Consider the following 24,812-nt stretch of genomic DNA (forward strand, 5'->3'; position numbering starts at 1 on the left):
CGGTCGGCAGGCCGGCCGGTCAGCGTGCGGCGCGGACCTGCGGGGCGACGGCGAAGGAACCGCTGTAGGCGCGGGCGCCGCCCGCGCGGGCGGCCAGCTCGATCGTGTAGCCCTCGCCGTTCACGACGGTCGGCAGCACCGTGGCGGTCTCGCCGTCCGATGCGCCGCTCAGCTTGGCGGCGAGCCGTATCACCCGGCCGTCGCTCCCGTGCACGAGCCACATGTCCAGCTCCTGCCCCGTGGTGTTGCGCCAGGTCACGAAGACGCTGGCGCCCGCCCGGTGCACGGAGCCCGTGGCCGGGGCGGTGACGGTGAGCGCGTCGTCCCCGGCCGCCGTTCCCGCGGGCGCGACGACCAGCGCGGGGAGCGCGGCCAGAGAGAGGGACAGGGAAAGGAATCCGGTGCGGCGCATGCGACGACCTCGTTCCGCTGGAGTCGGCTGACACCGACACACGTTCCACCCCGGCAAGATCACGAAAGGGCTCGGGGCGCGGCCCCACCCCATGGGGTACGTCTCTGTCCCCGAACCGGCGGGTTCGGCAGGACAGCTCCGCCGCACCCGCGCATCCTCGCGCACGCGCGCCCGAGCGCACCGGTGCGCGAGCGAGCCGCGTCAGACGCCGCCCGGCACCACCAGGGCCAGCCACACCACGGCCGGGGCGACGAGCACGACCGCCGCTCCGTAGACCATCAGCTGCCGGAAGAACCGGTCCCTGTCCACCTCCTCGGCGTTGGCGAGGACCAGGGCGCCGTTGGTGGAGAACGGGCTGACGTCGACCACCGTCGCCGACACGGCCAGCGCCGCCACCATGCCCACGGCCCCCACCTCGCCCGCCGCGAGGAACGGCACGGCGAGCGGGATCAGCGCACCCATGATCCCGACCGACGAGGCGAACGCCGACACGATCGCGCCGATGTAGCAGAGCAGCAGGGCCGCCAGCAGGGGCACGCCGATACCGCCGACGGCGTCGCCCGCCCACGTGATCGTGCCCATCTCGTCCAGGACCCCGACGTAGGTGAGCACCCCGCAGATGAGGAAGACCGTGGACCAGGAGATCTCGGCGACCGCCGTCCTGCTGGTCGCGGGCCACACGATGCTGAGCAGCACCGCGATCGTGATCGCCGTCAGACCCACATCGAGGTCGAAGACGAGCGCGCAGACGACGAGCGCCACCAGACCGGTGAGCGTGACGGCGATCGGCGCGTCCAGGCGCGGGGCGGCCGGCACCGGCGCGGCGGCGGCCGTCTCGGTGGCCGTACCCGTACCCGTACCAGTGCTCGCGCCGGTCCCGTCGCCGGTGGCGACCTCCGCCGGCTCCGGCGCGGCCGTCCGCGACGGCCTCCCCGCCGGACCGCCGACACCGGCCTCCTCCGTCGTGCCCCCTTCGGGAGCGCGTGACGGCACCCCTCCGCGGCGCCGCAGCGCGACGTAGACGATCCCCGCGATGACCGTGTTCACGACGAGACTGGCAAGGAACAGCGCACCCTCGTTGCCGGGCAGATGTTCACGGTCGACGATGCTGTTCACCGTCGAGCCGTACACGCTCGTCGGCGAGAAACCGCCGGCCTGCGCGCCGTGGACGACCATGATCCCCATCAGCAGGGGGCTGATCCCGTACTGGGCGGCGAAGCCGAGGGCCAGCGGTGCCACGATGGCGACCGCCCCCGGGCTGACCGCGCCGATCGCCGTGAGCGCCGCCGTGACGGCGAACATCACCCACGGGATGAGCCCGACCCGCCCGCCCACCAGGCGCACCGAGGCGTGCACCAGCCAGTCGGTCGTACCGTTGGCGCGGGCGATGGCGAACAGATAGGTGACGCCGGCGAGGACCACGAACAGATCGCCGGGGAAGCCCGCGAACACGGCGTCGGCGTCGAGATCGGCGGCGAGCCCGCCGACGGCGAAGGCGGCGGCGAACGCCAGGGCGCCCATGTTGACGGAGCGCGTGGTGGCGATCACGAAGATCACCGCGAGGACGAGGACGGACAGCAGTTCCGGGGACACAGGCGACTCCATTGGTCGAGTGGCTCAGCCAATTTCCCCACTTGTCGGCGCCCTGTCAAGATTTTTCACCGGGTCGGATCCTGCCGCGCTCCGCACGGCCGAAGGGCGTGATCGGGCGCAGACTGGATAAGCGACAGGGACGGAACGCAACGGGGCCCGGAAGGAGGAGACACCGGATGACCGAGCCGAGTGATGTCACGGCCATGGGTGACGAGGTGTACCAGCCGGGTGATCCGGATGCCCGGGAGGACGAGGGCATCCTGGAAGTGGAGGACACCCTCTACGACCGTGGGGTCGACCCGTACGACGAGGGCTGGTCGCCGCCGGAGCGGCCCCTGGGCGTCGAGCACAGCGGGATCACCGCGGCCGAGCGACTGCGCGGCGAGAGCCTCGACGAGCGGCTGGCCGAGGAGCGTCCGGATCCCGTGGTCGAGGAGTACGAGGCGCTGGAGTCCGGCGAAGGGGCCGGGGACGGCATCGGCGATCTGGCCGGGGGTGAGGGAGAGCCCGTCGACGGCGAGGTGGGAACACTGCGCGCGGGACGGCTCGTCGCTCCCGACGAAGGCGCCCACGAGGACGCCGAGAAGGACATGATCGCCACGGACGTGGGATTCGGCGGTGGTGCGGCGTCGGCCGAGGAGGCCGCCATGCACCTGGTGGAGGAGGACGAGGGGACGGCCGACTGATCACTGGCCGGTGTAGGCCGCCGCCAGCATCAGCGCCACCGACAGCAGGGCGGTGCACAGCGCGGTGATCGGCGGCGTGAGCGCGACCCGGTCCGCCGCTATCTGGCGCGCCGTGAGACCTATGCAGACCACGCTGACCGCCCCCAGGATCATTGCCACGTAGATGAGCACGAACCGTCCTCCTTGAGCGGGCCGGGATCCGGGCTCCATGATCGCGTGACGCACGGCGCGGCGCACCCGGACCGCGCGCGGGGCACGGAGGGGACCGATGGACGGAAACACCTGGCTCGTACTGGCGACGATCGTGACCGTGGTCATGGTGGTGGCCGCGCTGGTGCTGCTCGTGCGGGTGTTCAAGGCCCGGCGGCTGCTCGTCGACGCGGGCATCCCGCTGCGCAACAAGGCCCTGTTCTGGACCGCCGTGATCTACACGATCTCGCCGGTCGACCTGCTGCCCGATCCCATCTACCTGGACGACATCGGCGTCCTGCTGATCGCCCTCAAGGCCCTTCATTCCGCGGCGCAGCGCGCGGGCCTGGAGCGCGCGGAGCACGAGTGACGGTCGATCGGCGCGGGAACCGGCCGTCGTGAGACGGGGCCGGGGTCGTGCGGTCCGCCTGCGCCCGCACCTCGGTGTGCGCCTCGTGCGCCGAGATGCGGTACGCCTCCTCGTACGCGGCGAGCACCGCGGCGAAGGCGAGAAACGGCACGGCGGCGGCCACGGACACGAGCCTACGCCGTGCCCCCGGCCGCCCCCGGCGCTCCGTCAGACCGTCGCGCCCCGCGCATCCTCGACCGGCACGCCGTCCGCGGGCCGTTCGCCCAGCTGCGGCGTCGGCACCCGGTACGTCTCGCGCGCCGTCAGCGCCGCGATCACCGGCGGTACGCACAGCGCCGCCGTGAACAGCGCCACCGCGAACCAGTCGGCGCCGTCCGGTCCGGCGATCTGCGCGGCGAACGTCACCGCGAACCCGGCGACCGCGAAGCCGATCTGTGTGCCGATCGCCATCCCGGAGAGCCGGACCCGGGTCGGGAACATCTCGCCGTAGAAGGCCGGCCACACCGCGTTGGCCGCGCTGTAGACGACGCCGAAGGCGAGGATCCCGAGGGTGAAGGTGAGGACGTACGAACCCGTGGAGATCGCCCACAGATAGCCGAACATCGCCAGCATGCTGCCCGCGGCGCCCGTCAGATAGACCGGGCGGCGCCCGATCCGGTCGGCGAGCCGGGCCCACAGCGGGATGGTGCCCAGCGCCACCAGGTTCGCCAGGGCGGCGACCCACAGCATGGCCGAGCGGTCCATGCCGACGGCGTCGCTGGTCGCGTAGGACAGGGCCCACACCGTGAAGATCGTGCTCACCGAGGCGACCAGCGCGCCCGCGACGACCCGGAGCAGCCCCGCCCAGTGCTCGGTGAGGAGCACGACGAGCGGCAGCGACGCGGCCTTGCCGGTGCCGGCCGCCTGCCGGGCGAACTCCGGCGGCTCCTCCAGGGTCCGCCGGATGACATAGCCGACGACGGCGACGACCAGGCTCAGCCAGAACGGTATCCGCCAGCCCCACGACAGGAGTTGGTCCTCCGGGAGCGCCGCGATCGGCAGGAACACCAGTGTGGCCAGGAGCTGTCCGGCCTGCGTGCCGCTCAGCGTGAAACTCGTGAAGTACGCGCGTCGGTGACCCGGCGCGTGCTCCAGGGACATCGATCCCGCGCTGGCCTGCTCGCCGGCCGCGGAGATGCCCTGGAGCACCCGGCACAGGACCAGCAGGACGGGGGCGAGCCCGCCGACCTGGTCGCGGGTCGGCAGACAGCCGATGAGGAACGTCGACAGGCCCATCAGGACCAGCGTGAACACCATGATCGTGCGGCGGCCCAGCCGGTCGCCGACGTGGCCGAGGAAGAGCGCGCCGACGGGCCGGGCCGCGTAGGCGACACCGAACGTGGCGAGGGAGAGGAGTGCCGCGTTCGCCGGATCGGACTCGTCGAAGAAGACCTTCGGGAAGACCAGCGCGGCGGCACTGCCGTAGATGAAGAAGTCGTAGTACTCCAGGGCGCTGCCGATCCAGGCGGCGAGAGCCGCCTTGCGCGGCTGGCCCTGCGGCGGCGGGGGTGCGGGGACGGACACACGGGCTCCTTCGGGGGACGGGAAGCACTCGGCTCGGCATCCGGTTAATTAACCCACTGGATAGTTAGTAGTGGATGGCCAGGAATGTTGCGCCGGTGTCAACGGCCTGTCAAGGGGTGTGTCGTGGCCGGTCGTCGACCGCGTGGCTAACGGGCCGTGAGATACGCGATGACCATGTCGCCGAGCATGGTCCGGTAGTGCTCACGGCGGTCGGCCGCGGTCAGGTCGCGACCGAACAGGGCGCCGAACGTATGCCGGTTGGAGACCCGGAAGAAGCAGAACGAGCTGATCATCGCGTGCAGATCGACCGCGTCCACGTCCGCCGTGAACACGCCCTCGGCCCGGCCCGCCTCCAGGATCCGGCGGATCACGTCGATCGCGGGGGAGTTGAGCGAGCTCAGCGTCTCGGACGCGGTGATGTGCTCGGCGTCGTGGATGTTCTCGATGCTCACCAGGCGGATGAAGTCCGGGTGCGCCTCGTGGTGGTCGAAGGTCAGCTCGGCGAGCCGGCGGATCGCGGCGGCCGGGTCGAGGTGCTCGACGTCCACGTCCTGCTCGGCCTCGCGGATCACCGTGTAGCTGCGCTCCAGCACCGCGGTGAACAGCTGCTCCTTGCCGCCGAAGTAGTAGTAGATCATCCGCTTCGTCGTCCGGGTGCGGGCCGCGATCTCGTCGACCCGGGCGCCCGTGTACCCGGCGCGGGCGAACTCCTCGGTGGCCACCGCGAGGATCTCGGCCCTGGTGCGGGCCGCGTCGCGGATGCGGCCCTCGCGCCGCGCCGGTTCTTCCGTGGTGGTCATCAGGATCGATCCTTCGGGCGGCGGGCGGACGTGCGGTGGCCTGTACTGCTGGTGATTGTAGAAGCCGGGTTTCCGTCGCGGCGGCGCCGCGTCCCTTCACAGGAGGCGTCGCGCTTGATATGAGTAACGAACCAGTTCGTACATTAACCGGGAGTCCGTCGTGCGCACCTCGATCGCCACCGTCTCGCTCAGCGGCTCGCTCACCGAGAAGCTCACCGCCGCGGCCCGCGCCGGTTTCGACGGCGTCGAGATCTTCGAGAACGACCTGCTCGCCAGCCCGCTGAGCCCCGAGGAGATCCGCGCCCTCTGCGCCGACCTCGGCCTGAGCATCGACCTGTACCAGCCGATGCGCGACATCGAGGCGGTGCCCGCCGACGTGTTCGCCCGCAATCTGCGCCGCGCCGAGCACAAGTTCCGCGTCATGCGCCGGCTCGGCGCCGACACCCTCCTCGTCTGCTCCAGCGTCTCCCCGCTCGCCCGGGACGACGACGCCCTCGCCGCCGAGCAGCTCGGACGGCTCGCGGACCGGGCGGCCGAGTCCGGGATCCGGATCGCCTACGAGGCGCTCGCCTGGGGCCGCCACGTGAACACGTACGACCACGCCTGGCGCATCGTCGAGGCCGCCGACCACCCCGCGCTCGGCACCTGCCTCGACAGCTTCCACATCCTCGCCCGCGGCTCCGATCCCAAGGACCTCGCGGGGATCGAGGACATCCCCGGCGACAAGATCTTCTTCCTGCAACTGGCCGACGCGCCACGGCTCGCGATGGACGTGCTCCAGTGGAGCCGCCACTACCGCTGCTTCCCCGGGCAGGGCGACCTGGACGTCGCCGGACTGCTGCGCCACGTGCTGCGCGCGGGCTACCGCGGACCGCTGTCCCTGGAAGTCTTCAACGACGTGTTCCGGCAGGCCGAGGCCGGGCCCGCCGCCGTCGACGCCCTGCGCTCGCTCCTCGCTCTGCGGGAGGCCGTGGGGGAGGGGAACCTGCCCGCCCCCGTCGTCCCCACCGGCGTCGCCTTCGCCGAACTCGTCACCCCCGACATCGCCCCCGCCACGGACCTGCTCACCGCGCTCGGCTTCACCCGCACCGGCCGCCACCGCGGCAAACCCGTCGACCTGTGGGAGCAGGGCGAGGCCCGCATCCTGCTGAACACCGGGCCCGCCGCCCGCCGCGACGGCACCTTCGTCGCCGCCGTCGGCCTGGAGAGCCCCGACCCGGCGGGCGCCGCCCGGCGCGCCGAGGCGCTGCTCGCCCCCGTCCTGCCGCGCCGCCGCGCCACCGGCGACGTCCTCCTCGACGCCGTCGCCGCGCCCGACGGCACCGAACTCTTCTTCTGCGCCACCGACCGGCCCGAACTCCCCGACTGGAAGAAGGACTTCGCTCCCACCTGCGAGGAGGCCGCGAGCGGCGCCGTGCACCGTGTCGACCACCTCGCGCTCACCCAGCCCTGGCACCAGTTCGACGAGGCCTCGCTCTTCCATCGCGGGGTCCTCGGCCTCGACGCGCAGGGCAGCGTCGACGTCGCCGACCCGTACGGACTGCTGCGCAGCCGCGCCTTCTCCACCGCCGACGGCGCCGTCCGGTTCGCCCTCGGCGTCGGCCCCGGCCCCGCCGACGACCGCGACCGGGCCCAGCACATCGCCCTCGCCACCGACGACGTGGTCGCCGCCGCCCGCCGCTTCCGCGCGGCCGGCGGTCACCTGCTCGCCCTGCCCGGCAACTACTACGACGACCTCGCCGCCCGCCACGCGTTCGCCCCCGGCGAGCTGGAGACCTACCGGGAACTCGGCATCCTCTACGACGAGGACGACCACGGCACCTTCCGGCACTGCTACACCCGCACCGTCGGCCGGGTCTTCTTCGAACTCGTCCAGCGGGACGGCGGCTACCGCGGGTACGGCGCGCAGAACACTCCGGTACGGCTCGCCGCCCAGCACGACACGGCCGATGCGGCCGCACGCTGACGGAACGTCACCTCAGGTCACGGATTTGCCTTTATCTCATCCGTTGCCAAGAAACCCCGCATACGCTCAAGGCGCCACATATCCGAACGCCGACGGGCCGTCCTGACGGGGAGTGCGATGACGAAGGCGAAGTTCCCGGCCGGCCGGGCCCTCGTCGCCCTGCCGTACGCGGTGATGGGCGTGGTGGTCCTCGCCGAACTGGTGACGCCGACCGGCTTCGGGCTGCTGTCCCTGATGGCGCTCGGCCCCGCCTTCGCCGGACTGAGCGGCGGCAAGCGGCGCACCGCGCGGATCGGCGCGTTCGCCGTGCTGCTGTGCGTGCTGCTCGCCGCGTCCGACGGAACGCTCGGCAAGCGCCGCGTCTACATCGCGTCCATCAGCGTCGCCGGGGTCACCGCGGCCGCCCTCGGCGCGGTCGTGATGCGCGAGCGCCGCGACGCCGAACTCGCCAGCGTCCGCTCCATCGCCGAGGTCGCGCAGCGCGTCCTGCTGCGCCCGGTCCCGCGCGTGGCCGGCGCGCTGCGCGTCGCCGTCTCCTACACGTCGGCCGTCGCGCAGGCGCGGATCGGCGGCGACCTGTACGAGGTCGTGGTCGTCCCCGGCGGCACCCGCGTCATCATCGGCGACGTCCAGGGCAAGGGACTCGAGGCCGTGGAGACCGCCGCCCTCGTCCTCGGCGCGTTCCGCGAGGCCGCGCACGACGAGGCCGAACTGGCCGGGCTCGGCAAGCGACTGGAGCGCGCCCTGGAGCGGGAACTGCTCGGCGAGCGGTTCGTCAGCGCGCTCCTCGTCGAGGTGGCCGCGGGCGACCGGGAGGCGACCTTCCTCAACTTCGGGCACCCCGCCCCGCTGCTCGCCCGCGCCGACGGCACCACCGAGTTCCCCGAACCACCGCACTTCGCCCTGCCCCTCGGCCTCGGCGTGCACGGCGGCGACGAGCCCGTGCCGTACGCCGTCCCCTTCGCGCCCGGCGACCAACTGCTGCTCTACACGGACGGGGTGAGCGAGGCCCGCGACGGGGACGGCACCTTCTATCCCCTGGAGGACCGGGTGTCCTTCCTCAAGGACACCGATCCGCAGGCCGCGCTGGAGCGGCTGCGCACCGATCTCGTGGAGCATGCCGCGGGGCCGTTGCACGATGACGCCGCGATGCTGTTGCTGCGGCATCGCGAGGACTGAGCCTTCTTGTCGGTTCGTTGTCGGGTGCGGCTTCGGTGGGGGCTGGTCGCGCAGTTCCCCGCGCCCCCAAGGCGTGCGCTGCGCGCAGCCTTCCCCCGGGCGAGCGAAGCTCGCTTCAGGGGCGCGGGGAACTGCGCGACCAGCCACGACGAAACCCATGCCCGGCAACGCACCGCGCCGCGTACTACGGTGCCCGCATGCCTCGATCAGCGGTCATCGGCGTGGACATCGGCACCTCCGGCAGCAAGGGCGTCCTCGTCGCCCTCGACGGCACCGTGCTGCACACCGCCGTGCGCGCCCACACCGTCGACCGCCCGGCGCCGGGCCACGTCGAGATGGACGGCGCCGTGTGGTGGGACGAGTTCATCGCGCTGGCCCGCGAACTGACCTCGGCCTCGGACGCGGTGGTGACGGCGGTCGGCGTCAGCGGGATGGGCCCGTGCGTCCTGCTCACCGACGCCGACGACATCCCGGTGCGCCCCGCGATCCTGTACGGCGTGGACACCCGCTCCGTCCGCCAGATCGACCGCATCGAGCGGGAGCTGGGCGCCGAGGCGATCGTCCGCCGCTGCGGCTCCCGCCTCACCTCCCAGGCCGCGGGCCCCAAGGTGGCCTGGATCGCCGACGAGGAACCCGAGCGCTACGCCCGCGCCCGCCGCCTCTACATGCCCGCCTCCTGGCTCGTCCGCCGGCTCACCGGCGCCTACGTCCTCGACCATCACTCCGCGAGCCAATGCACCCCGTTGTACGACATCGAGGCCCACGGCTGGTACCGGCCCTGGTCCGACGCCCTCGCCCCCGGCATCGAACTGCCGCCCCTGGCCTGGTCCGGCGAGCGGGCCGGCACCGTGACCGCCGAGGCCGCCCGGCTCACCGGACTGCCCGCGGGGATCCCCGTCGGCACCGGCACCATCGACGCCTGGGCGGAGGCGCTCAGCGTCGGCGCGCACCGCGTCGGCGACCTGATGCTCATGTACGGCAGCACGATGTTCCTGGTGCACACCGTGCCGCGCCCGCTGCGCGACCCGTCGCTGTGGACCACCGTCGGCGCGCTGCCCGGCACCCACAACCTGGCCGGCGGCATGGCCACGTCGGGCGCCGTCACCGACTGGCTCCGCGACCTGTTCGACGACGCCGACCACCCCGGGCTGCTGCGCCTCGCGGAGGCGTCGGGGCCCGGCGCGAACGGCCTGCTGATGCTGCCGTACTTCGCGGGGGAGCGCAGCCCCGTCATGGATCCGGACGCCCGGGGCGTGATCGCGGGCCTGACGCTCTCCCAAACCCGTGGCGATCTGTACCGCGCGGCCCTGGAGGGCACCGCGTTCGGCGTCCGCCACAACATCGAGGCCATCGAGGCGGCCGGCGGCGACATCCGGCGCGTCGTCGCCGTCGGCGGCGGGACCCGGGGCGGGCTGTGGACCCGGATCGTCTCGGACGTCACCGGCAGGACACAGGAGGTACGGACGACCACGGTGGGCGCGAGCTACGGAAACGCCCTGTCGGCCGCCCGACTGGTGACCGACGCCGACATCGACGCCTGGAACCCGGTCGCCCGCACGACCGCCCCCGACCCGGCGACGACGGCCCGCTACGACACGCTGTACGGCCTCTACCGCGAGCTGTACCCGGCGTCCGCGCCCCTGGTGCACGCGCTCGCCGGTCTCCGGAGCGGCGGGCGGCCGGACCCACCGAGGGAGTGACGCGCCACCGCACCCGACGGGCGACGGACGGCGCCCGCGCCGACAATGGCGTTCCGCGAACCGACGACCCGCACGAGGTGACCGCCTGATGACCGCCCAGCAGAAGACCTACTCCGGCGAGGACATCGAGGTCACCTTCGAACCGGGCCGCTGTCTGCACGCCGCCGAGTGCGTGGGCGGTCTGCCGGAGGTCTTCGACACCTCCCGCCGCCCCTGGATCACGCCGGACGCGGCGGACGCGCCGCACGTCGCCGAGGTCGTCCGTCGCTGCCCGTCGGGAGCCCTCACCTACCGCCTCGCCGACGGCACCGCCGAGGAGCCGGACACGCCGACGACCGTCGCGAGGACCGCGTCCGGCCAGCTCGCCGTGCGCGGGGACCTGGAGACACGGACGGGCGCGGGCCTCCGGAGGGAGACCCGCGCCCTGTTCTGCGCGTGCGGCGCCAGCGCCCACCAGCCGTACTGCGACCACTCCGGGCCGTGCGGACAGGACGGCTGACGGCGGCGACCGGCGCCGCCGCTCAGGACTCCAGCCGCAGCGAGATGTCCGCGAGATGGCGGCCCTGGTAGCGGGCGGCCTCGAGAACGGCCTCGTCCGGGCCCTCGCCGCCGCCGCTCGGCCAGCTCACGCCGTAGGGGTTGCCGCCCGCGTTGAAGATCAGCGGGTCGGTGTAGCCGGGCGGCACGATGACACAGCCCCAGTGGTAGAAGACGTTGTTGAGGGCGAGGATCGTCGACTCCTGGCCGCCGTGCCGGTTCATCGCCGAAGTGAAGCTGGTGGCCGGCTTGTTGTGGAAGACGCCCGCGTTCCACAGCCCGCCGGTCGTGTCGATGAACTGCTTCAGCTGCGCGGTCGGCGTGCCGAACCGGGTGGGCGTGCCGAAGGCGTACGCCGTCGCCCACTCCAGGTCCTCCAGCGTCGCCTCGGGCACCGAGTCCTTGGTCGCGTCGACATGCGCGCGCCAGGCCGGGTTGGCGTCGATCGCGGTATCCGGCGCCAGCTCGGGCACCCGCCGCAGCCGCACCTCCGCGTTCCTGCTCCGGGCGCCTTCCGCGACGGCTTCCGCGAGGGCGTGGACGTTGCCGGTGGCGCTGTAGTAGACGACGGCGACGCGTGCTTGCATCGGGTTCTCCTCACACGGGTAATTCAGGCGTTACGGACATCCTCGCCCGGTGCGGAGGCTTGCGAACGGGGCTTTGGGCCATGCGGGTGAGGCCCTTCGTCCCGGCCCTCACCGGCTCAGGTCCCGGCCTCCCGGGCGATCCGCTCCTGCCGGTCGCGGAGCTCCTGCCACCAGGCCGGATCGTGCGAGGGCAGCGAGTCGTTGTCCTGCCGGTACCCCACCGCCCCGTCCAGGCCCTCCCGCAGGATGTCGGCGTGCCCCGCGTGCCGCTGGGTGTCGGACAGCGTCCGGACCAGCGCGTGGTGCAGGGTGATCGCGGCGCGCTCCGCGGGCCACCACGGCACCGTGCCGGACGCGTCGAGCGGGAGGGCGCGGACCGTGGCGTCGGCCAGCTCCCAGGCCCGTCGGTAGCGCTCCACGATCAGCTCCCGCGACTCGTCGGCGGCGGCGAACATGTCCGCGTTGGGATCCGCGCCGTCCCGGAAGTCGGGCAGCGGCTCGTCGTGCGGCCGGCCGAACGTGTCGCAGAGATAGCCCAGTTCCACACTCGTGAGGTGCTTCAGCAGGCCCAGGAGGTTGGTTCCCGTCGGGGTGAGGGGGCGGCGCACGTCGTACTCGCTCAGCCCGTCCAGCTTCCACACCAGCGCCTCGCGGGCGTCCTGGAGATAGCGCAGCAGGTCGCTCTTGTGATCGTTCTCGGTCATGGGGGCAGTCTGCCGGGGCGCGTACCGGCGCTCCATGGGTTTCGATGGACGGATGCGACACGACCCGCAAGGCCCTCCGGGCGACCCGCTGAGCGGTCTCCTCGACCAGGTGCGCCGCAGCCTGCGCGATCTGGGCGGCGGTGCGCCCGCCTCGTACATCCCCGAGCTGAGCCGGGTCGATCCGGACCTGTTCGGGCTCAGTCTGTGCGCCCTCGACGGGCAGGTCTACGGCAGCGGCGACACACAGGCGCCGTTCACCGTGCAGTCCGTGTCGAAGCCGTTCGTGTTCGCGCTGGCCCTCGCCGACCGGGGCCTGGAGCACGTGCTCACCCGGGTGGGCGCCGAGCCGAGCGGCGAGGCGTTCAACTCCATCCGGCTCGAACCCGGCACCGGCCGGCCGCCGAACCCGATGGTCAACGCCGGAGCGATCGTCACCACCTCGCTCGTCGCCGGGGACACCCCCGAGGCCCGCTTCGACCGCATCCTCGACGGGCTCAGCGCCTTCGCCGCCCGGCCGCTCGCCGTCGACGAGGCCGTCTACGTCTCCGAGCGCGCCACCGGCGACCGCAACCGCGCCCTCGCCTACCTCATGCACAACGCGGGCTCCCTCACCGGCGACGTCGAGGACCAGCTCGACGTCTACTTCCGGCAGTGCTCCGTCCTCGTCACCTGCGACGACCTCGCCGTCATGCACGCCACCCTCGCCGCGGGCGGCATCAACCCCGTCTCCGGGGAACGCGTCGTCGCCCCGCGCCACGCCCAGCACGTCCTCGCCGTCATGGCGACCTGCGGCATGTACGACGCGTCGGGCCAGTGGATGCTCCAGGTCGGCATGCCCGCCAAGAGCGGTGTCTCCGGCGCCATCGGCGTCGCGCTGCCCGGCCAGTTCGGCATCGGCGTGTTCAGCCCGCCGCTGGAGGAGAAGGGCAACAGCGTGCGCGGCATCGCCGCCTGCCACCTCCTGTCCGACCAGTTCGGGCTGCACCTGATGCGGGCCAGCGTGCCCGAGCGGCGGCCGATGCCGCCCCGCTCGCTCGACCCCGCGCCGCTGCGCTCCCTGCGGCACCGCCCCCGCGACCAGCGCGCCGCCCTCGAAGCCCACCCGGACCGCATCCGCGTCCACGTCATGCAGGGCGACCTCGACTTCGCCACCGCCGAACAGACCCTGCGCGCCGCCCGCGAACTCCCCGCGGCCGCGGGCTGGTTCGCCCTCGACCTCACGCGCGTCGGACGCATCGAACCCGTCGCCTCCGACCTGCTGCGCGCCCTCGGCGAGAACCTGCGCGGCCGCGACGTGCGCATGGTGCTGGCCGACCCCGACCAGCGCCAGGCCATGGTCCACGCCGCCGACGAGTTCCCCGACCTCGGCCGCGCCCTGGAGACCTGCGAGGACGCCTTCCTCACCGAGCTCGGCCTCGACCCGGCCGCGCCGGTGCCGCTCGCCGCCTGCGACCTGTTCGGCCGCATCGACCCGGACCTGCGGGCCGCCCTCGCCGACGCCTTCGACACCCTCCGCCTCGCCGAGGGGGAGAGCGTCGAACCACCGGGACGGCAACTGCGCGAACGCATCGTCCTCTGGTACGTCGAATCCGGCCGCCTCGCCGTCTGCGCCGACTCCGCCAAGGCCGTACCCGCCCTGCGCACCTGGTCCGCGGGGCCCGGCGCGGCGCTCACGCCCGCCGACTTCCCCGCCCGCATCGCCCGCCGCGTGCTGGCCGAGCGGGACACCGTCTGCCGGACCCTCACCGCCGCGGGCCTGGTACGGCTGCGCTCCCTCGTGCCCGAGGCCGTGGCCCATCTCGAACGGGCCCCGCTGGAGGGCGCGGACACGGTGGACCGGCCGGACGCCGGATAGTCACGCCCCGCGCCTGCGCCTGCGGGCCGCGACCGCCTGCGGGTCGATCTCCGGATGCGACCACGCGGCCGCGAGCGCCAGCGACTCGGCGCGCCCGTCCGCGACATGGCCGAGGGCGAGCACCGCCGCGCGGTCCGCGGCACCGGCCGCGATCGCCTCGTACAGCTCCTCGTGCTCCGCGCACTGACGGGCCGGGTCCCGCTGCGCCGTGAGCCGGAACAGCCAGAGCGTGCGCGCCTCCAGGGGCCGCATCATGTTCGTCAGGAGGGGGTTGTCCGACAGCTCCACGATGTCGGTGTGGAAGCCCGCGTTCGCCGCCGCGATCGCCGCCCGGTCCCGCTTCCGGGTCGCCGCGCGAGCCGCGTCCAGTCGGCTCGCGAGCCGCGCGAGCCCCTCGGCGTCGGCCCGCTCGGCGGCGAGCCGCGCCGCCAGGGACTCCAGCGACTCGCGTACGTCGAACAGATCGCGGACGTCGGAGGGCGTGAACGGCGACACCAGGGCCCCGCGCCGCGGCACCAGGACCACGAGCCCCTCCGCCTCCAGACGGCGCAGCGCCTCGCGCAGCGGGATCCGGGAGACCTCGAGCTCCGCCGCGAGATCGCGCTCCACCAGCCTTTCACCGGGCTGGAGTTGAGCCTCCACGATGCGCCGCCGCAGCGTGTCGTACGCACGGTCGCGCAGCGAGCCGCGCTCCGCGCCCGCCGCCTGTGCCGCTGTCACCAGGGTCTCCTCCGCTCGGGTCCGGATCTCACAGTAAGCGGACCGCGGGGGAGTGCGCGCAGTGCTAACCGGCCGCTAACACGCGGGCAACATGCGGCTCCCAGACTGAGGGCGCGTAACGGTATACCACTAACGGGCCCACGGGCCCCGCCCTTTGGAGGCACCCCAGTGGCACACACCCCTCTCCGCCGGCCGGGCGCGCTGGCGGCCGGAGCCTGTCTCGCCCTGCTCACCGGATGCGGCGGCGCGTCCTCCGCGCAGGACGCCGGGCAGTCCTCCGGCGGCGACCTCAAGGTCGGCGTCCTCTTCCCCGGCTCGCTCTCCGACGACGGGTTCATGGAGTCCGCCCACCGCGGCTATCAGCGCGCCGCGAAGCAGCACACGGGCAAGGTCGCGTTCAGCAAGGTCGAGCAGGTCCAGGCCGCCGACTACGAGCAGGCGCTCGTCCGCTTCGCCACCCACTCCGACCTGGTGATCTCGCTCGGCGGCCAGACCGACGCCGCCGTGCGCAAGGTCGCCGCCCGCTTCCCGAAGGTGAAGTTCGCCGAGATCGGCGGCCCGGCCGACGCCGAGCCCACCGCGAACCTCGCCCTCTACGACCCGCAGCAGGCCCAGGCCGCGTTCCTGTCCGGCGCGGCAGCCGCCCTGCTGTCCAAGAAGGACACCGTCGGCTTCGTCGGCGGCGCCGAACTGCCCGCCATCGTCAACGCGGCCAAGGAGTTCGAGCGCGGCGCGAAGACCGCCGACCCGAAGGTCGAAGTCCTCGCGCCGCAGTACGTCGGCGACTTCAACGACGCCGCCAAGTCCAAGCAGTCCGCCCTCGCCGACTACGGCGCGGGCGCCGACGTCCTCGGCCAGATCCTCAACCTCGGCCACAAGGGCATCGCCCAGGCCGCGGCGGGCCGCGACGGACGCCTCGTCGGCGGCCCCCTGGCCCACGACTGCGGCAGCGACCCCGCCTACGCCGGATACGTCGAGACCGACATCGGCGCCGAGATCGAGTACGCCACCGACCAGCTGGTGAAGGGCGCCTGGAAGGCGGAGTCGGTGCACTTCGGCCTCACCTTCGCCACCCCGCACAACGACCTCGTCCTGTGCGGCACCGGCGACGCCGTGACCGCCGCGAAGAAGAAGCTCGACGCCATCAAGGCGAAGCTCGCGTCCGGGGAGATCACCACCCGATGACCCACGCGGCACCCGCACTGGAGATCACCGCACTCACCAAGTCCTACGGCGGAGCACCGGCGTTGGACGGCATCGACCTCGTCGTGCGCCCCGGCACCGTGCACTGCGTGCTCGGCGAGAACGGCGCCGGGAAGTCCACCCTGTGCCACGCCGTCGGCGGCTCCCTCACCCCGGACACGGGCACCCTCAGCCTCTACGGACGGCCGTACGCGCCGCGCCGCCCCGCCGACGCGCTCGCCGCCGGAGTCGCCCTCGTCCACCAGCACTTCAGCCTCGTCCCCACCCTGACCGTCGAGCAGAACCTGCGGCTGCTGCGCCTGCCCGGACTCCACCGCGCCCTCGCCCGGGTCCGGGACGCGTACGGCCTGGAGGTCCGGCTCGACGCCCGGATCGAGGAACTGCCGGTGGCCGCCCGCCAGCAGGTCGAGATCGTCAAGGCGCTGCTGCGCTCCCCGCGACTCCTCGTCCTCGACGAACCGACCGGCGTCCTCGGCCCGGCGGAGACCGACGCGTTGCTCGCCACCTGCCGGAGCATCGCCGACGCGGGCGGCGCCGTCGTCCTCGTCACGCACAAGCTGGGCGAGGCGCTGCGCACCGGTGACGAGGCCACCGTGCTGCGCGGCGGCCGGGTCGCGGGCGGCGGCCCGCTCGCCGAACTCGGCACCCGGCACCTGGTCCCGATGATGATCGGCCGCGCCGCCGACTCCCTGGACCCGGCCCTCGCCGGAGCGGTCGGCCTCGCCGAACCGGTCACCACCGCCGCACGCGAAGCACCCCGCGCGGCGGGCTCAGCCCTCACACTGAGCGGCGTCACCGTGCGCCGCCCCGACGGCACCCACGCCCTCGACGGAGTCGACCTCGACATCGGCCGCGGCGAGATCGTCGGCATCGCCGGGGTCGAGGGCAACGGGCAGAGCGAACTCATGGCCCTGCTCGGCGGCTCCCTCGCCCCGAGGAGCGGCCGCATCGCCCTCGACGGACGGGACGTCACCGGCGCCGGACCCGCCGCCCGCACCCGGGCCGGGCTCGGCGTGGTCCCCGAGGACCGCCATCACGAGGGCTGCGTAACCGAGTTGTCGATCGCCGAGAACCTGCACCTCGGACGGCTCGGCCGGTTCCGCAGGTGGGGCGTCGCCCTCGACCGGGCCGCACTGGCCCGGGCCGGCGCCGACACGATCGCCGCCCACGGCATCCGGGCCCCGGGACCGGACGCGCCGATGTCCGCCCTGTCCGGCGGCAACCAGCAGAAAGTCGTGCTCGCCCGCGAACTGGCCCTGGAACCGCTGATCGCCCTCGCCGCCGCCCAGCCGACCCGCGGCCTCGACATCGGCGCCGTCGACGCCGTCCACTCCCGGATCAGGGAAGCGGCCACGCGCGGCGCCGGAGTGCTCCTCGTCTCCGCCGAACTCGACGAGCTCCTCGCCCTGAGCGACCGCGTCCTCGTCGCCTACCGGGGCCGCCTGCTCGGGCCCGTCGACCCGCGCGACAGCCGGGCCCGCGACCTGATCGGCGAGCTGATGGTGGGCGCGGCCCGGACCCAGGCCCCCGCACACGCACCCGCCGAGACCTGACGCACGTACCCACCGCCCCCGTCCCGCACCGCATCCCGACCGCCCGAGGAACCCCCGTGACCGTCACCACCACCGCGCCCCCACCGGGCCGCGGAACGGGCCCCCGCCCCGCCGACCTCGCCCGCCACCCCGTCTCCGTCGCCGTCCTGGCCGCCCTGCTCGCCCTCGGCGCGGGCATCCTGCTCGTCGTCGCGGCCGGCGCCGACCCCGCCACCGCCTGGGCCGCCCTCGACGAGGGCATGTTCGGCTCCCCGTACGCCATCGGCAGCTCCCTGAACTCCGCCGCCGTCCTGGCCCTGATCGCCACCGGCTTCACCGTCGCCCACCGCGCCGGACTCGTGAACGTCGGCGGCGAGGGCCAGCTCTGCGCGGGCGGCACCGCCGCTGCCGCCACCGGACTCGCCCTGCCCGCCGCCGTCCCCGGCGCGATCGGCGTGCCCCTCGTCCTGCTCGCCGGATTCCTCGGCGGCGCCGCCTGGGCGGGCATCGCCGCCTGGCTGAAGGTGCGGCGCGGCACCAGCGAGGTGATCACCACCCTGCTGCTCAACTTCATCGGCCTCGGCCTCGTCTCCGTGTCCGTCCACGAAGCGGCCCTGCTGCGCCAGCCCGTGACCTCGTCGGAGACGCTGCCGCAGTCCGCGCCGCTGCCCGCCGGCGCCCAACTCCCGCTGATCGGCGGCGCCGAGTCGCCCGCCACGGCCGTCGTGATCATCGCCGCCGTCCTCGCCCTCGGCGTCGGAGCCGCCCTGCGGCACACCGCCACCGGGGTGCGGCTGCGCGCGGTCGGGCACTCGCCCGCCGCCTCCGCCCGGCTCGGACTGCCCGTCGCCCGCCTGGAGGGCGGCTCGCTCGCCTTCGCCGGCGGCCTCGCCGGACTCGCGGGCGCCGCCCTGATCGCCACCGCCCCGTACGTGCTCGCCGAGAACTTCTCCTCCGGCTACGGCTTCTCCGGCCTGGTCGTCGGGCTGCTCGCCCGGGGCTCGCTCACCGCCGTCGCCGCCGCCAGCCTGCTCTTCGGCTTCCTCACCAGCGGCGGCATCAACCTCCAGCTCGCCGCCCAGGTGCCCGCCCAGACCGTACAGATCGTGCAGAGCCTGCTCGTGCTGTTCATCGCCGCCGCCATGCTGATCACCCACCGTGGAACGAGGAGCGGCTCATGAGCGCCGTCGTCGACGAACTCGCCTCCGGCGGCGTCCGCATGGCGCTGCCGCTGCTCCTCGCCTCCTCCGGCGAACTCCTCAGCGAACGCGCGGGCGTCCTCAACCTCTCCGTCGAGGGCATGATGCTCACCGGCGCCTTCGCGGGCGCTGCCGGAGCCCACGCCTCCGGCAGCGCGGGCGTCGGCGTGCTCACCGCACTCGCCGCGGGCCTCCTCTTCGCCGCCCTCCAGGCACTCCTCAGCGTCACCCTGCGCGCCGACCAGATCGTCACCGGCATCACCGCCAACGCCCTCGCCCTCGGCGCGACCACCTACGGCTCCCGGCTCCTGTTCGGCGACGGCAGCCGGAACAGCGCCCTGCCCGGCTTCGACCCGCTGCCCGTACCCGGACTGCACGCCATCCCCGTGCTCGGACCCGCGCTCTTCGAGCAGACGGTCCTCGGCTACGCCGCGTTCGCGATCACGGCCCTCCTCGCCCTCACCCTGAGCCGCCGCACGACCTGGGGACTCGCCGTCGACGCCGTCGGCGAGAACGCGCTCACCGCCGACCGGTGCGGCCTTCCCGTCCGGCCGATCCGCTACGCCGTCGTCCTGCTCACCGGCGCCACCTCCGCCCTCGCGGGCGCCCACCTCGCCCTCTCCGAAGTGCACGCCTTCAGCGACAACATCACCGGAGGCATCGGCTATCTCGCGGTCGTCGCCGTCATCGCGGGCCGCTGGCGCGCCTGGCCGACCCTGCTCGCCTGCCTCGTCTTCGGCCTTGCCCAGTCCCTCCAGTTCGCGGCCCCCGCCCTCGGCCTGCACCTGTCGGCGCCGCTGCTCGTCACCCTCCCGTACGTGTTCGCGCTGCTCGCCGTGAGCGGTCTCGTGGGCCGCAGCCGCGCCCCCTCCGCGCTCACCGTGCCGTTCCTGCGCGGCAGTTGACCCACCCCGCACCCGCACCCGCCCGTACGCACCCCGTCAGGAGAACCCGCACCATGACCCTGATCCTCACCCGGTCCACCATCCGCGAGCTGCTGGCCGACCAGGTCGAGGAGGTGGAGGCGGCCGTGGCCCGCGCCCACCGCGACCTCACCCTCGGCACGGCCGTCCTGCCCGCCCCGCCCGCCCTGAGACTCCCGGGCACCCAGGGCAGGTTCCTCGCCATGGCCGCCGCCTCCGGCCCCGACGGTCTCGCCGTCGTCAAACTCCTCGCCGACCTCCCCGGCAACCGGGACCACGGCCTCCCCGTCCAGCGCTCCGCCGTCCTCGCCACCGACACGGCAACCGGCGCCTGCCACGCCCTGCTCGACGGTGCCGAACTCACCCGCGTCCGCACCGCCGCCGCCACCGCCGTCGCCACCCGCGCCCTGGCCCGCGCCGACGCCGGCACCCTCGGCCTGGTCGGCACCGGACCGCTGGCCCGCGCCCACGCCAGGGCCCTGCTGCCCGGCCGCCCCTACGAGCAGGTCGTCCTCTGGGGCCGGACCCCGGCCGCCGCCCTCGACCTGGCCGCCTGGATCACCGCCGAACTCGGCGTCCCCGCCAAGGTCCTGGACGGACCACGGGCCGTCACCGAGGCCTGCGACGTGCTGTGCACCCTCACCCCGTCCCGCGAACCGCTCGTCGAAGGGGCCTGGCTGACGCCCGGCCAGCACATCAACGCGGTCGGCGCGCCGCCCCGCCCCGACCACCGCGAACTCGACACGGAGGCGATGCGGCGCTGCCGGATCGTCGTCGATGCCTTCGACACGGCCCGCACCAAGTCGGGCGAGGTCCTGATCCCGCTCGCCGAAGGCGCCCTGAACGAGGACGACTTCCGCACCGAACTCGGCGACGTCCTCGCGGGCACCGCGCCCGGTCGCACCGCCGACACCGACCTCACCCTGTTCGACTCCGTGGGCGTGGGCCTCCAGGACCTCGCCGTGACCCGGCTGCTGACCGACCTCGCCGAGCGGAGGGGGCTGGGCACCCGCGTCGATCTCGGGGCCTGACGGCCGTCCGCGCGCGCCTCCATAATGACCGCGTGATCCCCTCTCCGGACGTCAACTCCCCTGTCGCCGAACGCGTTTCGGTGGTCGTCGTCGGTGCGGGCCCGGCCGGGCTCACCGTCGCCAACATCCTGCGCGCCGCCGGTGTCGACTGCGTGGTCCTGGAGTGCGAGACCCGCGCGTTCATCGAGCAGCGGCCGCGCGCGGGCGTCATCGAGGAACGGGCGGTGCGCGCCCTGGACCGGCGGGGCCTCGCCGCACCCCTGCTGGCGCGCGCCGAACGGCACACCGCCTGCGCCTTCCGCTTCGAGGGGGAACAGCACCGCCTCGACTACCACGCACTGACCGGCAGCCACCACTACGTCTACCCGCAGCCGCTGCTCGTCACGGACCTGGTGCGCGCCTACGCGGACGTGCGCGGCGGCGACATCCGCTTCGGTGTCCGCGACGTCACCCTGCACGACGTGGAGTCCGACCGGCCCGCCGTCTCCTACACCTGCCCCGACACCGGACGCCGCCACCTGCTGCACTGCGCCTTCGTCGCGGGCTGCGACGGGGCCCGCGGCGCCACCCGGGCCGCGCTGCCCGAGGGGCGGGTCCGCGTGGCCCGGCACGACTACGGCATCGGCTGGCTCGCCCTGCTGGCGCAGGCGCCGCCCTCCGCCGACTGCGTGCTCTTCGGGGTGCACGCGGACGGCTTCGCCGGGCAGATGCCGCGCAGCCCCGAGCTCACCCGCTACTACCTCCAGTGCCCGCCCGGCGACACCCCGGACGCCTGGCCCGACGACCGGGTCTGGACCCAGCTGCACCGGCGGCTCGCCGCCGACGGGGCCGCCCCGCTGACCGAGGGCCGGCTCATCGAGAAGCGGGTCCTCGACATGCACGACTACGTCGTCGAGCCGATGGCCGTCGGCCGGCTCCTCCTCGCCGGTGACGCCGCCCACCTCGTCGCCCCCATCGCGGCCAAGGGCATGAACCTGGCCCTGCACGACGCCTTCCTCCTCGGCGACGCGCTCACCGCCCGCCTCACCGGGGCCGACCCGGACGGCATCGCTCTCGCGGAGTACTCGCCCACCTGCCTGCGCCGGGTCTGGGACTACCAGGAGTTCTCCCAATGGCTGTCGGAGGTGTACCACGGTGCGGCGGCGGGGGACCCGTTCCGTACGGGCACGAGTCTGGCCAGGCTGCGCCGCCTGTTCACCTCGCCGCGGGCCGCCGCCGCGTTCGCCGAGCAGTACCTGGGGACGGCCGAGCGCTACTGATCACGCGGGCGGGGTGCTTCCGGCCGCCGCGCGGCTGCGCCAACGTGCCGATATCGTGACGAAGCGGTACACCGGAGAGTCATATGGGCCCTGCACACGAGCCGGACATCGGCCTCGAAGAGCGACTGCGGCTGACCGGCATGGGCAGCTTCGACTGGGATCTGGAGGGCGGCGCTCTCCGCCTGGACGACAACTGCCTGGCCGTTCTCGACCTGCCACCGGACGAGTTCCGGGACACGGTCGAGTCGGTGCTGTCCCGGATTCCGCCCGAGGAGGCCGTGCGCGCCATCGCGGTCGTCAACGAGGCGGTCGAGAGCGGCAGCGACACCTACGGCGTCTTCTTCCAGATCAGCCTGCGGGACGGCACCGCGCGCCTCACCCACGCCTCCGGGCGCGTTCTGCGCGACGACCGGGGGCGTGCCGTGCGGATCGTGGGGGTGGTGCGCGCGGCCCCCCACGAACCCGCCGAGCTGGCCGGACTCGACGGGGCCGACGCGAAGCGCCGCCGGGTCGCCCTCATGGTCCAGGGCACCACCGAGGCGCTGTCCCGGGCCGTGACCGTCGACGACGTCGTGGCCGTGCTGTCGGGTGCCGGCGGCCTCGACCGGTTCGCCGCCGACGGACTCGTCCTCGGGCTGGTCGAGGGCGCCGACCTGAAGCTGATCGCCCTCGTGGGCCAGTCGATGCAGGCCCTCGACGAACTCAAACTGCACCAGATCGACGACTCGCTGCCGCTCGCCGAAGTGGTCATGAACCGCCGGCCCCGGTTCGTCGGGGACCTGTCCGACCTCGCCCCCCGCTTCACCCGTCTGGCCCCCTACATCGACCGGCTCAAGCTGGAGGCGGCGGCGTTCCTGCCGCTGGTCGCCCAGGACCGCGCCATCGGCGGCCTCGCCCTGTTCTACCGGGGCCGCCGCGAGTTCACCGACGCCGACCGCAACCTCTGCATCGGCCTGTCCGGCATCGTCGCCCAGTCGCTCCAGCGGGCCATCCTCTTCGACGAGGAGCGCGACCTGGCCCGCAGCCTCCAGGGCACGATGCTGCCCAAGAGTATCCCCGAGGTCCCCGACACCGAACTCGCGGTCCGCTACCACGCCGCGTGGGGCGGGCGGCAGGTCGGCGGCGACTTCTACGACGTCATCGTGCTGCCGCGCGGCCGGTTCGGCATCGTCGTGGGCGACGTCGAGGGACACGACACCCACGCGGCCGCGATCATGGGCCAGCTCCGGATAGCGCTGCGGGCCTTCGCGGGCGAGGGGCACCCACCCGCCACGGTGCTCTCGCGGGCCTCCCGGTTCCTGGCCGAACTGGACACGGACCGCTTCGCGACCTGCACGTACGCCCAGTTCGACCCGGCCACCGGCATCGTCCGCGCCGTGCGGGCCGGACATCTGCCCCCGCTCGTGCGGCACACCGACGGCCGGGTCGGCATTCCCCGGCTGCGCGGCGGGCTGCCCCTCGGTCTGGCCACCGAGTTCGAGCAGGACGACTTCCACGAGACCCGCCTCGACCTCGTCCCGGGCGAGACCCTGGTCCTCTGCACCGACGGTCTCGTGGAGGAGCCCGGCGTCGACATCGACGACGGGCTGCGCGCACTCGCCGACGCGCTCGGCGCCGGGCCGCCCACCGCGGAGGAGGTCGCCGACCACCTCTCCCGCTCCCTGTGGGAGAAGTGGGGCAGCGGGGACGACGTGGCCCTCCTCGTCCTGCGCCGGATCCCCGACTCGGGCACCCCGCAGGCGCCCCGCATGCACCGCTACGTCCACCAGGCCGACCCCGAGGGCCTGGCCGACGCTCGGGCCGCCCTGCGCGAACACCTCACCGCGTGGGGCCTCGGCGCCATGGCCGACGACGTCGAGACCGCCGCCGGCGAACTGCTCGTCAACGCCCTCATGCACACCGAGGGTGGCGCCGTGCTCACCCTCGAAGTGCTCACCGGCCCGCCGCGCGCGGTCCGGCTGTGGGTCAAGGACCGCTCCAGCGCCCGCCCCCACCGGCGCACCCCGGGGGAGACGGCCACCTCCGGTCGCGGCATGGTCATGGTGGAGGCGACGGCGTCGCGCTGGGGAGTCGAACCGCGCGGCGAGGGCAAGGCGGTGTGGTGCGACTTCGCCGTACCCGCCTCCTGAGCGCGGCCCCGCGTCAGCGCAGCTTGTTCACCGCCGTCACCGTCGTCTTCTTGAAGGCCGCGACCGGCGCCTGCGCGAAGCCGCCCAGCTCGCCCCACTGGACGACCGTCACGACCGCGCCGTCCCGGCCGACCGAGAAGAGGTTGATGTCGGAGGCGCCCCACGAGGTCTCGGTGTGCACGCCGTAGACGTACGCGCCCTCCTCCACGGACAGCTTCCCGTAGTACTTCTGCTCGGCGGTGACCTCGGGGTCCTGCGCCGCGACGTCCTGCGCGCAGCTGTCGAGGTGCCGGCGCAGCAGCGCCGCGAACTCCTTGGCCGCCGCGGTGTCCCGTTCGACGACCGTCACCTGGAGGGCGCCGGTGTCGAGATCGGTGCGGTAGGCGCGGTGCACCGAGATCGACGGCAGGGCGTCGCCCACGCACAGCGGCAGCGGGTCGGGCTGCCCGGCCGTGACCGGCCCCGCGGTCCAGGCGGACGAGGGGTGCGGCGGCAGCTCGGACGGCGACAGGAAGCGGGGTGTGCCCGCCGCCGACGCCGGTGCGGCCAGGACGGCGACCACCGCGACGGCCGCCGCCGCGCCCGTCGCGAACAGGGCCCGGTTCTCTCGTACGTTCATGTGTGTCATCCCCCGTGTCGGTCGTGCGGCCGGACTGTGCGATCTGCACGGTCCGG

General features: G+C 73.8%; 23 protein-coding genes. 14 read left to right on the forward strand and 9 right to left on the reverse strand.

What is annotated here, in order from left to right:
- Positions 1–19 precede the first annotated feature (19 nt).
- Both ABZ930_RS00420 and ABZ930_RS00425 read right to left on the reverse strand, forming a co-directional pair.
- Positions 20–412, reverse strand: coding sequence for a Ser-Thr-rich GPI-anchored membrane family protein (locus ABZ930_RS00420; protein WP_361539031.1), 393 nt, complete (start codon positions 410–412; stop codon positions 20–22).
- A gap of 201 nt (positions 413–613) precedes the next feature.
- Positions 614–2,005, reverse strand: coding sequence for an SLC13 family permease (locus tag ABZ930_RS00425; RefSeq protein ID WP_361539034.1), 1,392 nt, complete (start codon positions 2,003–2,005; stop codon positions 614–616).
- A 176-nt stretch (positions 2,006–2,181) separates the two neighbouring features.
- On the opposite strand from ABZ930_RS00425, the gene ABZ930_RS00430 reads away from it, so the two are divergent.
- The gene (locus ABZ930_RS00430) at positions 2,182–2,691 is read left to right on the forward strand and encodes a DUF5709 domain-containing protein (RefSeq protein WP_361539037.1); all 510 of its coding nucleotides are present in this window, start codon (positions 2,182–2,184) and stop codon (positions 2,689–2,691) included.
- Here the strand turns inward: ABZ930_RS00430 and ABZ930_RS00435 are convergent, their stop codons facing one another.
- The gene (locus tag ABZ930_RS00435) at positions 2,692–2,862 is read right to left on the reverse strand and encodes a hypothetical protein (protein WP_361539040.1); all 171 of its coding nucleotides are present in this window, start codon (positions 2,860–2,862) and stop codon (positions 2,692–2,694) included.
- Positions 2,863–2,959: 97 nt separating this feature from the next.
- Between ABZ930_RS00435 and ABZ930_RS00440 the strand changes: the two genes are divergently transcribed.
- A complete protein-coding gene (locus ABZ930_RS00440) occupies positions 2,960–3,250 on the forward strand; it encodes a YkvA family protein (RefSeq protein WP_361539043.1) in 291 nt (96 codons plus the stop codon).
- 207 nt (positions 3,251–3,457) lie between these two features.
- On the opposite strand, the gene ABZ930_RS00445 is transcribed toward ABZ930_RS00440, so the two are convergent.
- Complete coding sequence (locus ABZ930_RS00445) at positions 3,458–4,813, reverse strand: MFS transporter (protein WP_361539046.1); 1,356 nt, start codon at positions 4,811–4,813, stop codon at positions 3,458–3,460.
- Positions 4,814–4,959: 146 nt separating this feature from the next.
- Positions 4,960–5,613 carry a TetR/AcrR family transcriptional regulator gene (locus ABZ930_RS00450; RefSeq protein WP_361539049.1) on the reverse strand — a complete coding sequence of 218 codons (654 nt, stop codon included), beginning with the start codon at positions 5,611–5,613 and terminating at the stop codon, positions 4,960–4,962.
- A 160-nt stretch (positions 5,614–5,773) separates the two neighbouring features.
- On the opposite strand from ABZ930_RS00450, the gene ABZ930_RS00455 reads away from it, so the two are divergent.
- From ABZ930_RS00455 to ABZ930_RS00470, 4 genes are all read left to right on the forward strand, one after another.
- Positions 5,774–7,579, forward strand: coding sequence for a TIM barrel protein (locus ABZ930_RS00455; RefSeq protein ID WP_361539052.1), 1,806 nt, complete (start codon positions 5,774–5,776; stop codon positions 7,577–7,579).
- A 117-nt stretch (positions 7,580–7,696) separates the two neighbouring features.
- Complete coding sequence (locus tag ABZ930_RS00460; RefSeq protein WP_361539055.1) at positions 7,697–8,758, forward strand: PP2C family protein-serine/threonine phosphatase; 1,062 nt, start codon at positions 7,697–7,699, stop codon at positions 8,756–8,758.
- A gap of 197 nt (positions 8,759–8,955) precedes the next feature.
- The gene (locus tag ABZ930_RS00465; RefSeq protein ID WP_361539058.1) at positions 8,956–10,458 is read left to right on the forward strand and encodes an FGGY-family carbohydrate kinase; all 1,503 of its coding nucleotides are present in this window, start codon (positions 8,956–8,958) and stop codon (positions 10,456–10,458) included.
- Positions 10,459–10,546: 88 nt separating this feature from the next.
- The gene (locus ABZ930_RS00470) at positions 10,547–10,957 is read left to right on the forward strand and encodes a (4Fe-4S)-binding protein (protein WP_361539061.1); all 411 of its coding nucleotides are present in this window, start codon (positions 10,547–10,549) and stop codon (positions 10,955–10,957) included.
- A gap of 22 nt (positions 10,958–10,979) precedes the next feature.
- On the opposite strand, the gene wrbA is transcribed toward ABZ930_RS00470, so the two are convergent.
- Together wrbA and ABZ930_RS00480 are read right to left on the reverse strand one after the other, a co-directional pair.
- Positions 10,980–11,582, reverse strand: coding sequence for an NAD(P)H:quinone oxidoreductase (gene wrbA, locus ABZ930_RS00475; protein WP_361539064.1), 603 nt, complete (start codon positions 11,580–11,582; stop codon positions 10,980–10,982).
- A gap of 116 nt (positions 11,583–11,698) precedes the next feature.
- On the reverse strand, positions 11,699–12,286 hold the full coding sequence (locus tag ABZ930_RS00480) for a DinB family protein (protein ID WP_361539067.1): 588 nt from the start codon (positions 12,284–12,286) through the stop codon (positions 11,699–11,701).
- 52 nt (positions 12,287–12,338) lie between these two features.
- Between ABZ930_RS00480 and glsA the strand changes: the two genes are divergently transcribed.
- Positions 12,339–14,141: a glutaminase A gene (gene glsA, locus ABZ930_RS00485; RefSeq protein WP_361539070.1), complete on the forward strand. Its 1,803-nt coding sequence runs from the start codon at positions 12,339–12,341 to the stop codon at positions 14,139–14,141.
- On the opposite strand, the gene ABZ930_RS00490 is transcribed toward glsA, so the two are convergent.
- Positions 14,142–14,861, reverse strand: coding sequence for a GntR family transcriptional regulator (locus tag ABZ930_RS00490; RefSeq protein WP_361539073.1), 720 nt, complete (start codon positions 14,859–14,861; stop codon positions 14,142–14,144).
- A gap of 168 nt (positions 14,862–15,029) precedes the next feature.
- Here ABZ930_RS00490 and ABZ930_RS00495 point away from each other — a divergent pair, with 168 nt between their 5' ends.
- From ABZ930_RS00495 to ABZ930_RS00525, 7 genes are all read left to right on the forward strand, one after another.
- Positions 15,030–16,046: a BMP family ABC transporter substrate-binding protein gene (locus tag ABZ930_RS00495; RefSeq protein ID WP_361539076.1), complete on the forward strand. Its 1,017-nt coding sequence runs from the start codon at positions 15,030–15,032 to the stop codon at positions 16,044–16,046.
- The gene (locus tag ABZ930_RS00500; RefSeq protein ID WP_361539079.1) at positions 16,043–17,617 is read left to right on the forward strand and encodes an ATP-binding cassette domain-containing protein; all 1,575 of its coding nucleotides are present in this window, start codon (positions 16,043–16,045) and stop codon (positions 17,615–17,617) included. The genes ABZ930_RS00495 and ABZ930_RS00500 overlap by 4 nt, the downstream gene beginning before the upstream one ends.
- Before the next feature lie 56 nt (positions 17,618–17,673).
- Entirely contained in the window at positions 17,674–18,777 is a 1,104-nt protein-coding gene (locus ABZ930_RS00505; protein WP_361539082.1) for an ABC transporter permease, read from the forward strand.
- Positions 18,774–19,700, forward strand: coding sequence for an ABC transporter permease (locus ABZ930_RS00510; protein ID WP_361539085.1), 927 nt, complete (start codon positions 18,774–18,776; stop codon positions 19,698–19,700). Before ABZ930_RS00505 ends, ABZ930_RS00510 begins: the two co-directional genes overlap by 4 nt.
- 53 nt (positions 19,701–19,753) lie before the next feature.
- Positions 19,754–20,749 (forward strand): ornithine cyclodeaminase family protein, encoded by a 996-nt coding sequence (locus tag ABZ930_RS00515; RefSeq protein WP_361539088.1) that lies wholly within the window; start codon positions 19,754–19,756, stop codon positions 20,747–20,749.
- A gap of 32 nt (positions 20,750–20,781) precedes the next feature.
- Positions 20,782–22,008, forward strand: coding sequence for a 4-hydroxybenzoate 3-monooxygenase (locus tag ABZ930_RS00520; protein ID WP_361539091.1), 1,227 nt, complete (start codon positions 20,782–20,784; stop codon positions 22,006–22,008).
- A gap of 83 nt (positions 22,009–22,091) precedes the next feature.
- Positions 22,092–24,137 carry a SpoIIE family protein phosphatase gene (locus ABZ930_RS00525; RefSeq protein WP_361539094.1) on the forward strand — a complete coding sequence of 682 codons (2,046 nt, stop codon included), beginning with the start codon at positions 22,092–22,094 and terminating at the stop codon, positions 24,135–24,137.
- 13 nt (positions 24,138–24,150) lie between these two features.
- Here the strand turns inward: ABZ930_RS00525 and ABZ930_RS00530 are convergent, their stop codons facing one another.
- Complete coding sequence (locus tag ABZ930_RS00530) at positions 24,151–24,756, reverse strand: hypothetical protein (protein ID WP_361539097.1); 606 nt, start codon at positions 24,754–24,756, stop codon at positions 24,151–24,153.
- Between the last annotated feature and the right edge of the window lie 56 nt (positions 24,757–24,812).

The sequence above is a fragment of the Streptomyces sp. NPDC046716 genome, assembly GCF_040645755.1.
Lineage (GTDB): Bacteria > Actinomycetota > Actinomycetes > Streptomycetales > Streptomycetaceae > Streptomyces.

Bases quoted from the DNA above. Each gene is read 5' to 3' on its own strand.
- ABZ930_RS00525 (WP_361539094.1), top strand. From the start codon at position 22,092: ATGGGCCCTGCACACGAGCCGGACATCGGCCTCGAAGAGCGACTGCGG.
- ABZ930_RS00530 (WP_361539097.1), bottom strand. From the start codon at position 24,756: ATGAACGTACGAGAGAACCGGGCCCTGTTCGCGACGGGCGCGGCGGCG.
- ABZ930_RS00420 (WP_361539031.1), bottom strand. From the start codon at position 412: ATGCGCCGCACCGGATTCCTTTCCCTGTCCCTCTCTCTGGCCGCGCTC.
- wrbA (WP_361539064.1), bottom strand. From the start codon at position 11,582: ATGCAAGCACGCGTCGCCGTCGTCTACTACAGCGCCACCGGCAACGTC.
- ABZ930_RS00440 (WP_361539043.1), top strand. From the start codon at position 2,960: ATGGACGGAAACACCTGGCTCGTACTGGCGACGATCGTGACCGTGGTC.
- ABZ930_RS00500 (WP_361539079.1), top strand. From the start codon at position 16,043: ATGACCCACGCGGCACCCGCACTGGAGATCACCGCACTCACCAAGTCC.
- ABZ930_RS00515 (WP_361539088.1), top strand. From the start codon at position 19,754: ATGACCCTGATCCTCACCCGGTCCACCATCCGCGAGCTGCTGGCCGAC.
- ABZ930_RS00480 (WP_361539067.1), bottom strand. From the start codon at position 12,286: ATGACCGAGAACGATCACAAGAGCGACCTGCTGCGCTATCTCCAGGAC.
- glsA (WP_361539070.1), top strand. From the start codon at position 12,339: ATGCGACACGACCCGCAAGGCCCTCCGGGCGACCCGCTGAGCGGTCTC.
- ABZ930_RS00510 (WP_361539085.1), top strand. From the start codon at position 18,774: ATGAGCGCCGTCGTCGACGAACTCGCCTCCGGCGGCGTCCGCATGGCG.
- ABZ930_RS00470 (WP_361539061.1), top strand. From the start codon at position 10,547: ATGACCGCCCAGCAGAAGACCTACTCCGGCGAGGACATCGAGGTCACC.
- ABZ930_RS00430 (WP_361539037.1), top strand. From the start codon at position 2,182: ATGACCGAGCCGAGTGATGTCACGGCCATGGGTGACGAGGTGTACCAG.
- ABZ930_RS00460 (WP_361539055.1), top strand. From the start codon at position 7,697: ATGACGAAGGCGAAGTTCCCGGCCGGCCGGGCCCTCGTCGCCCTGCCG.
- ABZ930_RS00465 (WP_361539058.1), top strand. From the start codon at position 8,956: ATGCCTCGATCAGCGGTCATCGGCGTGGACATCGGCACCTCCGGCAGC.
- ABZ930_RS00450 (WP_361539049.1), bottom strand. From the start codon at position 5,613: ATGACCACCACGGAAGAACCGGCGCGGCGCGAGGGCCGCATCCGCGAC.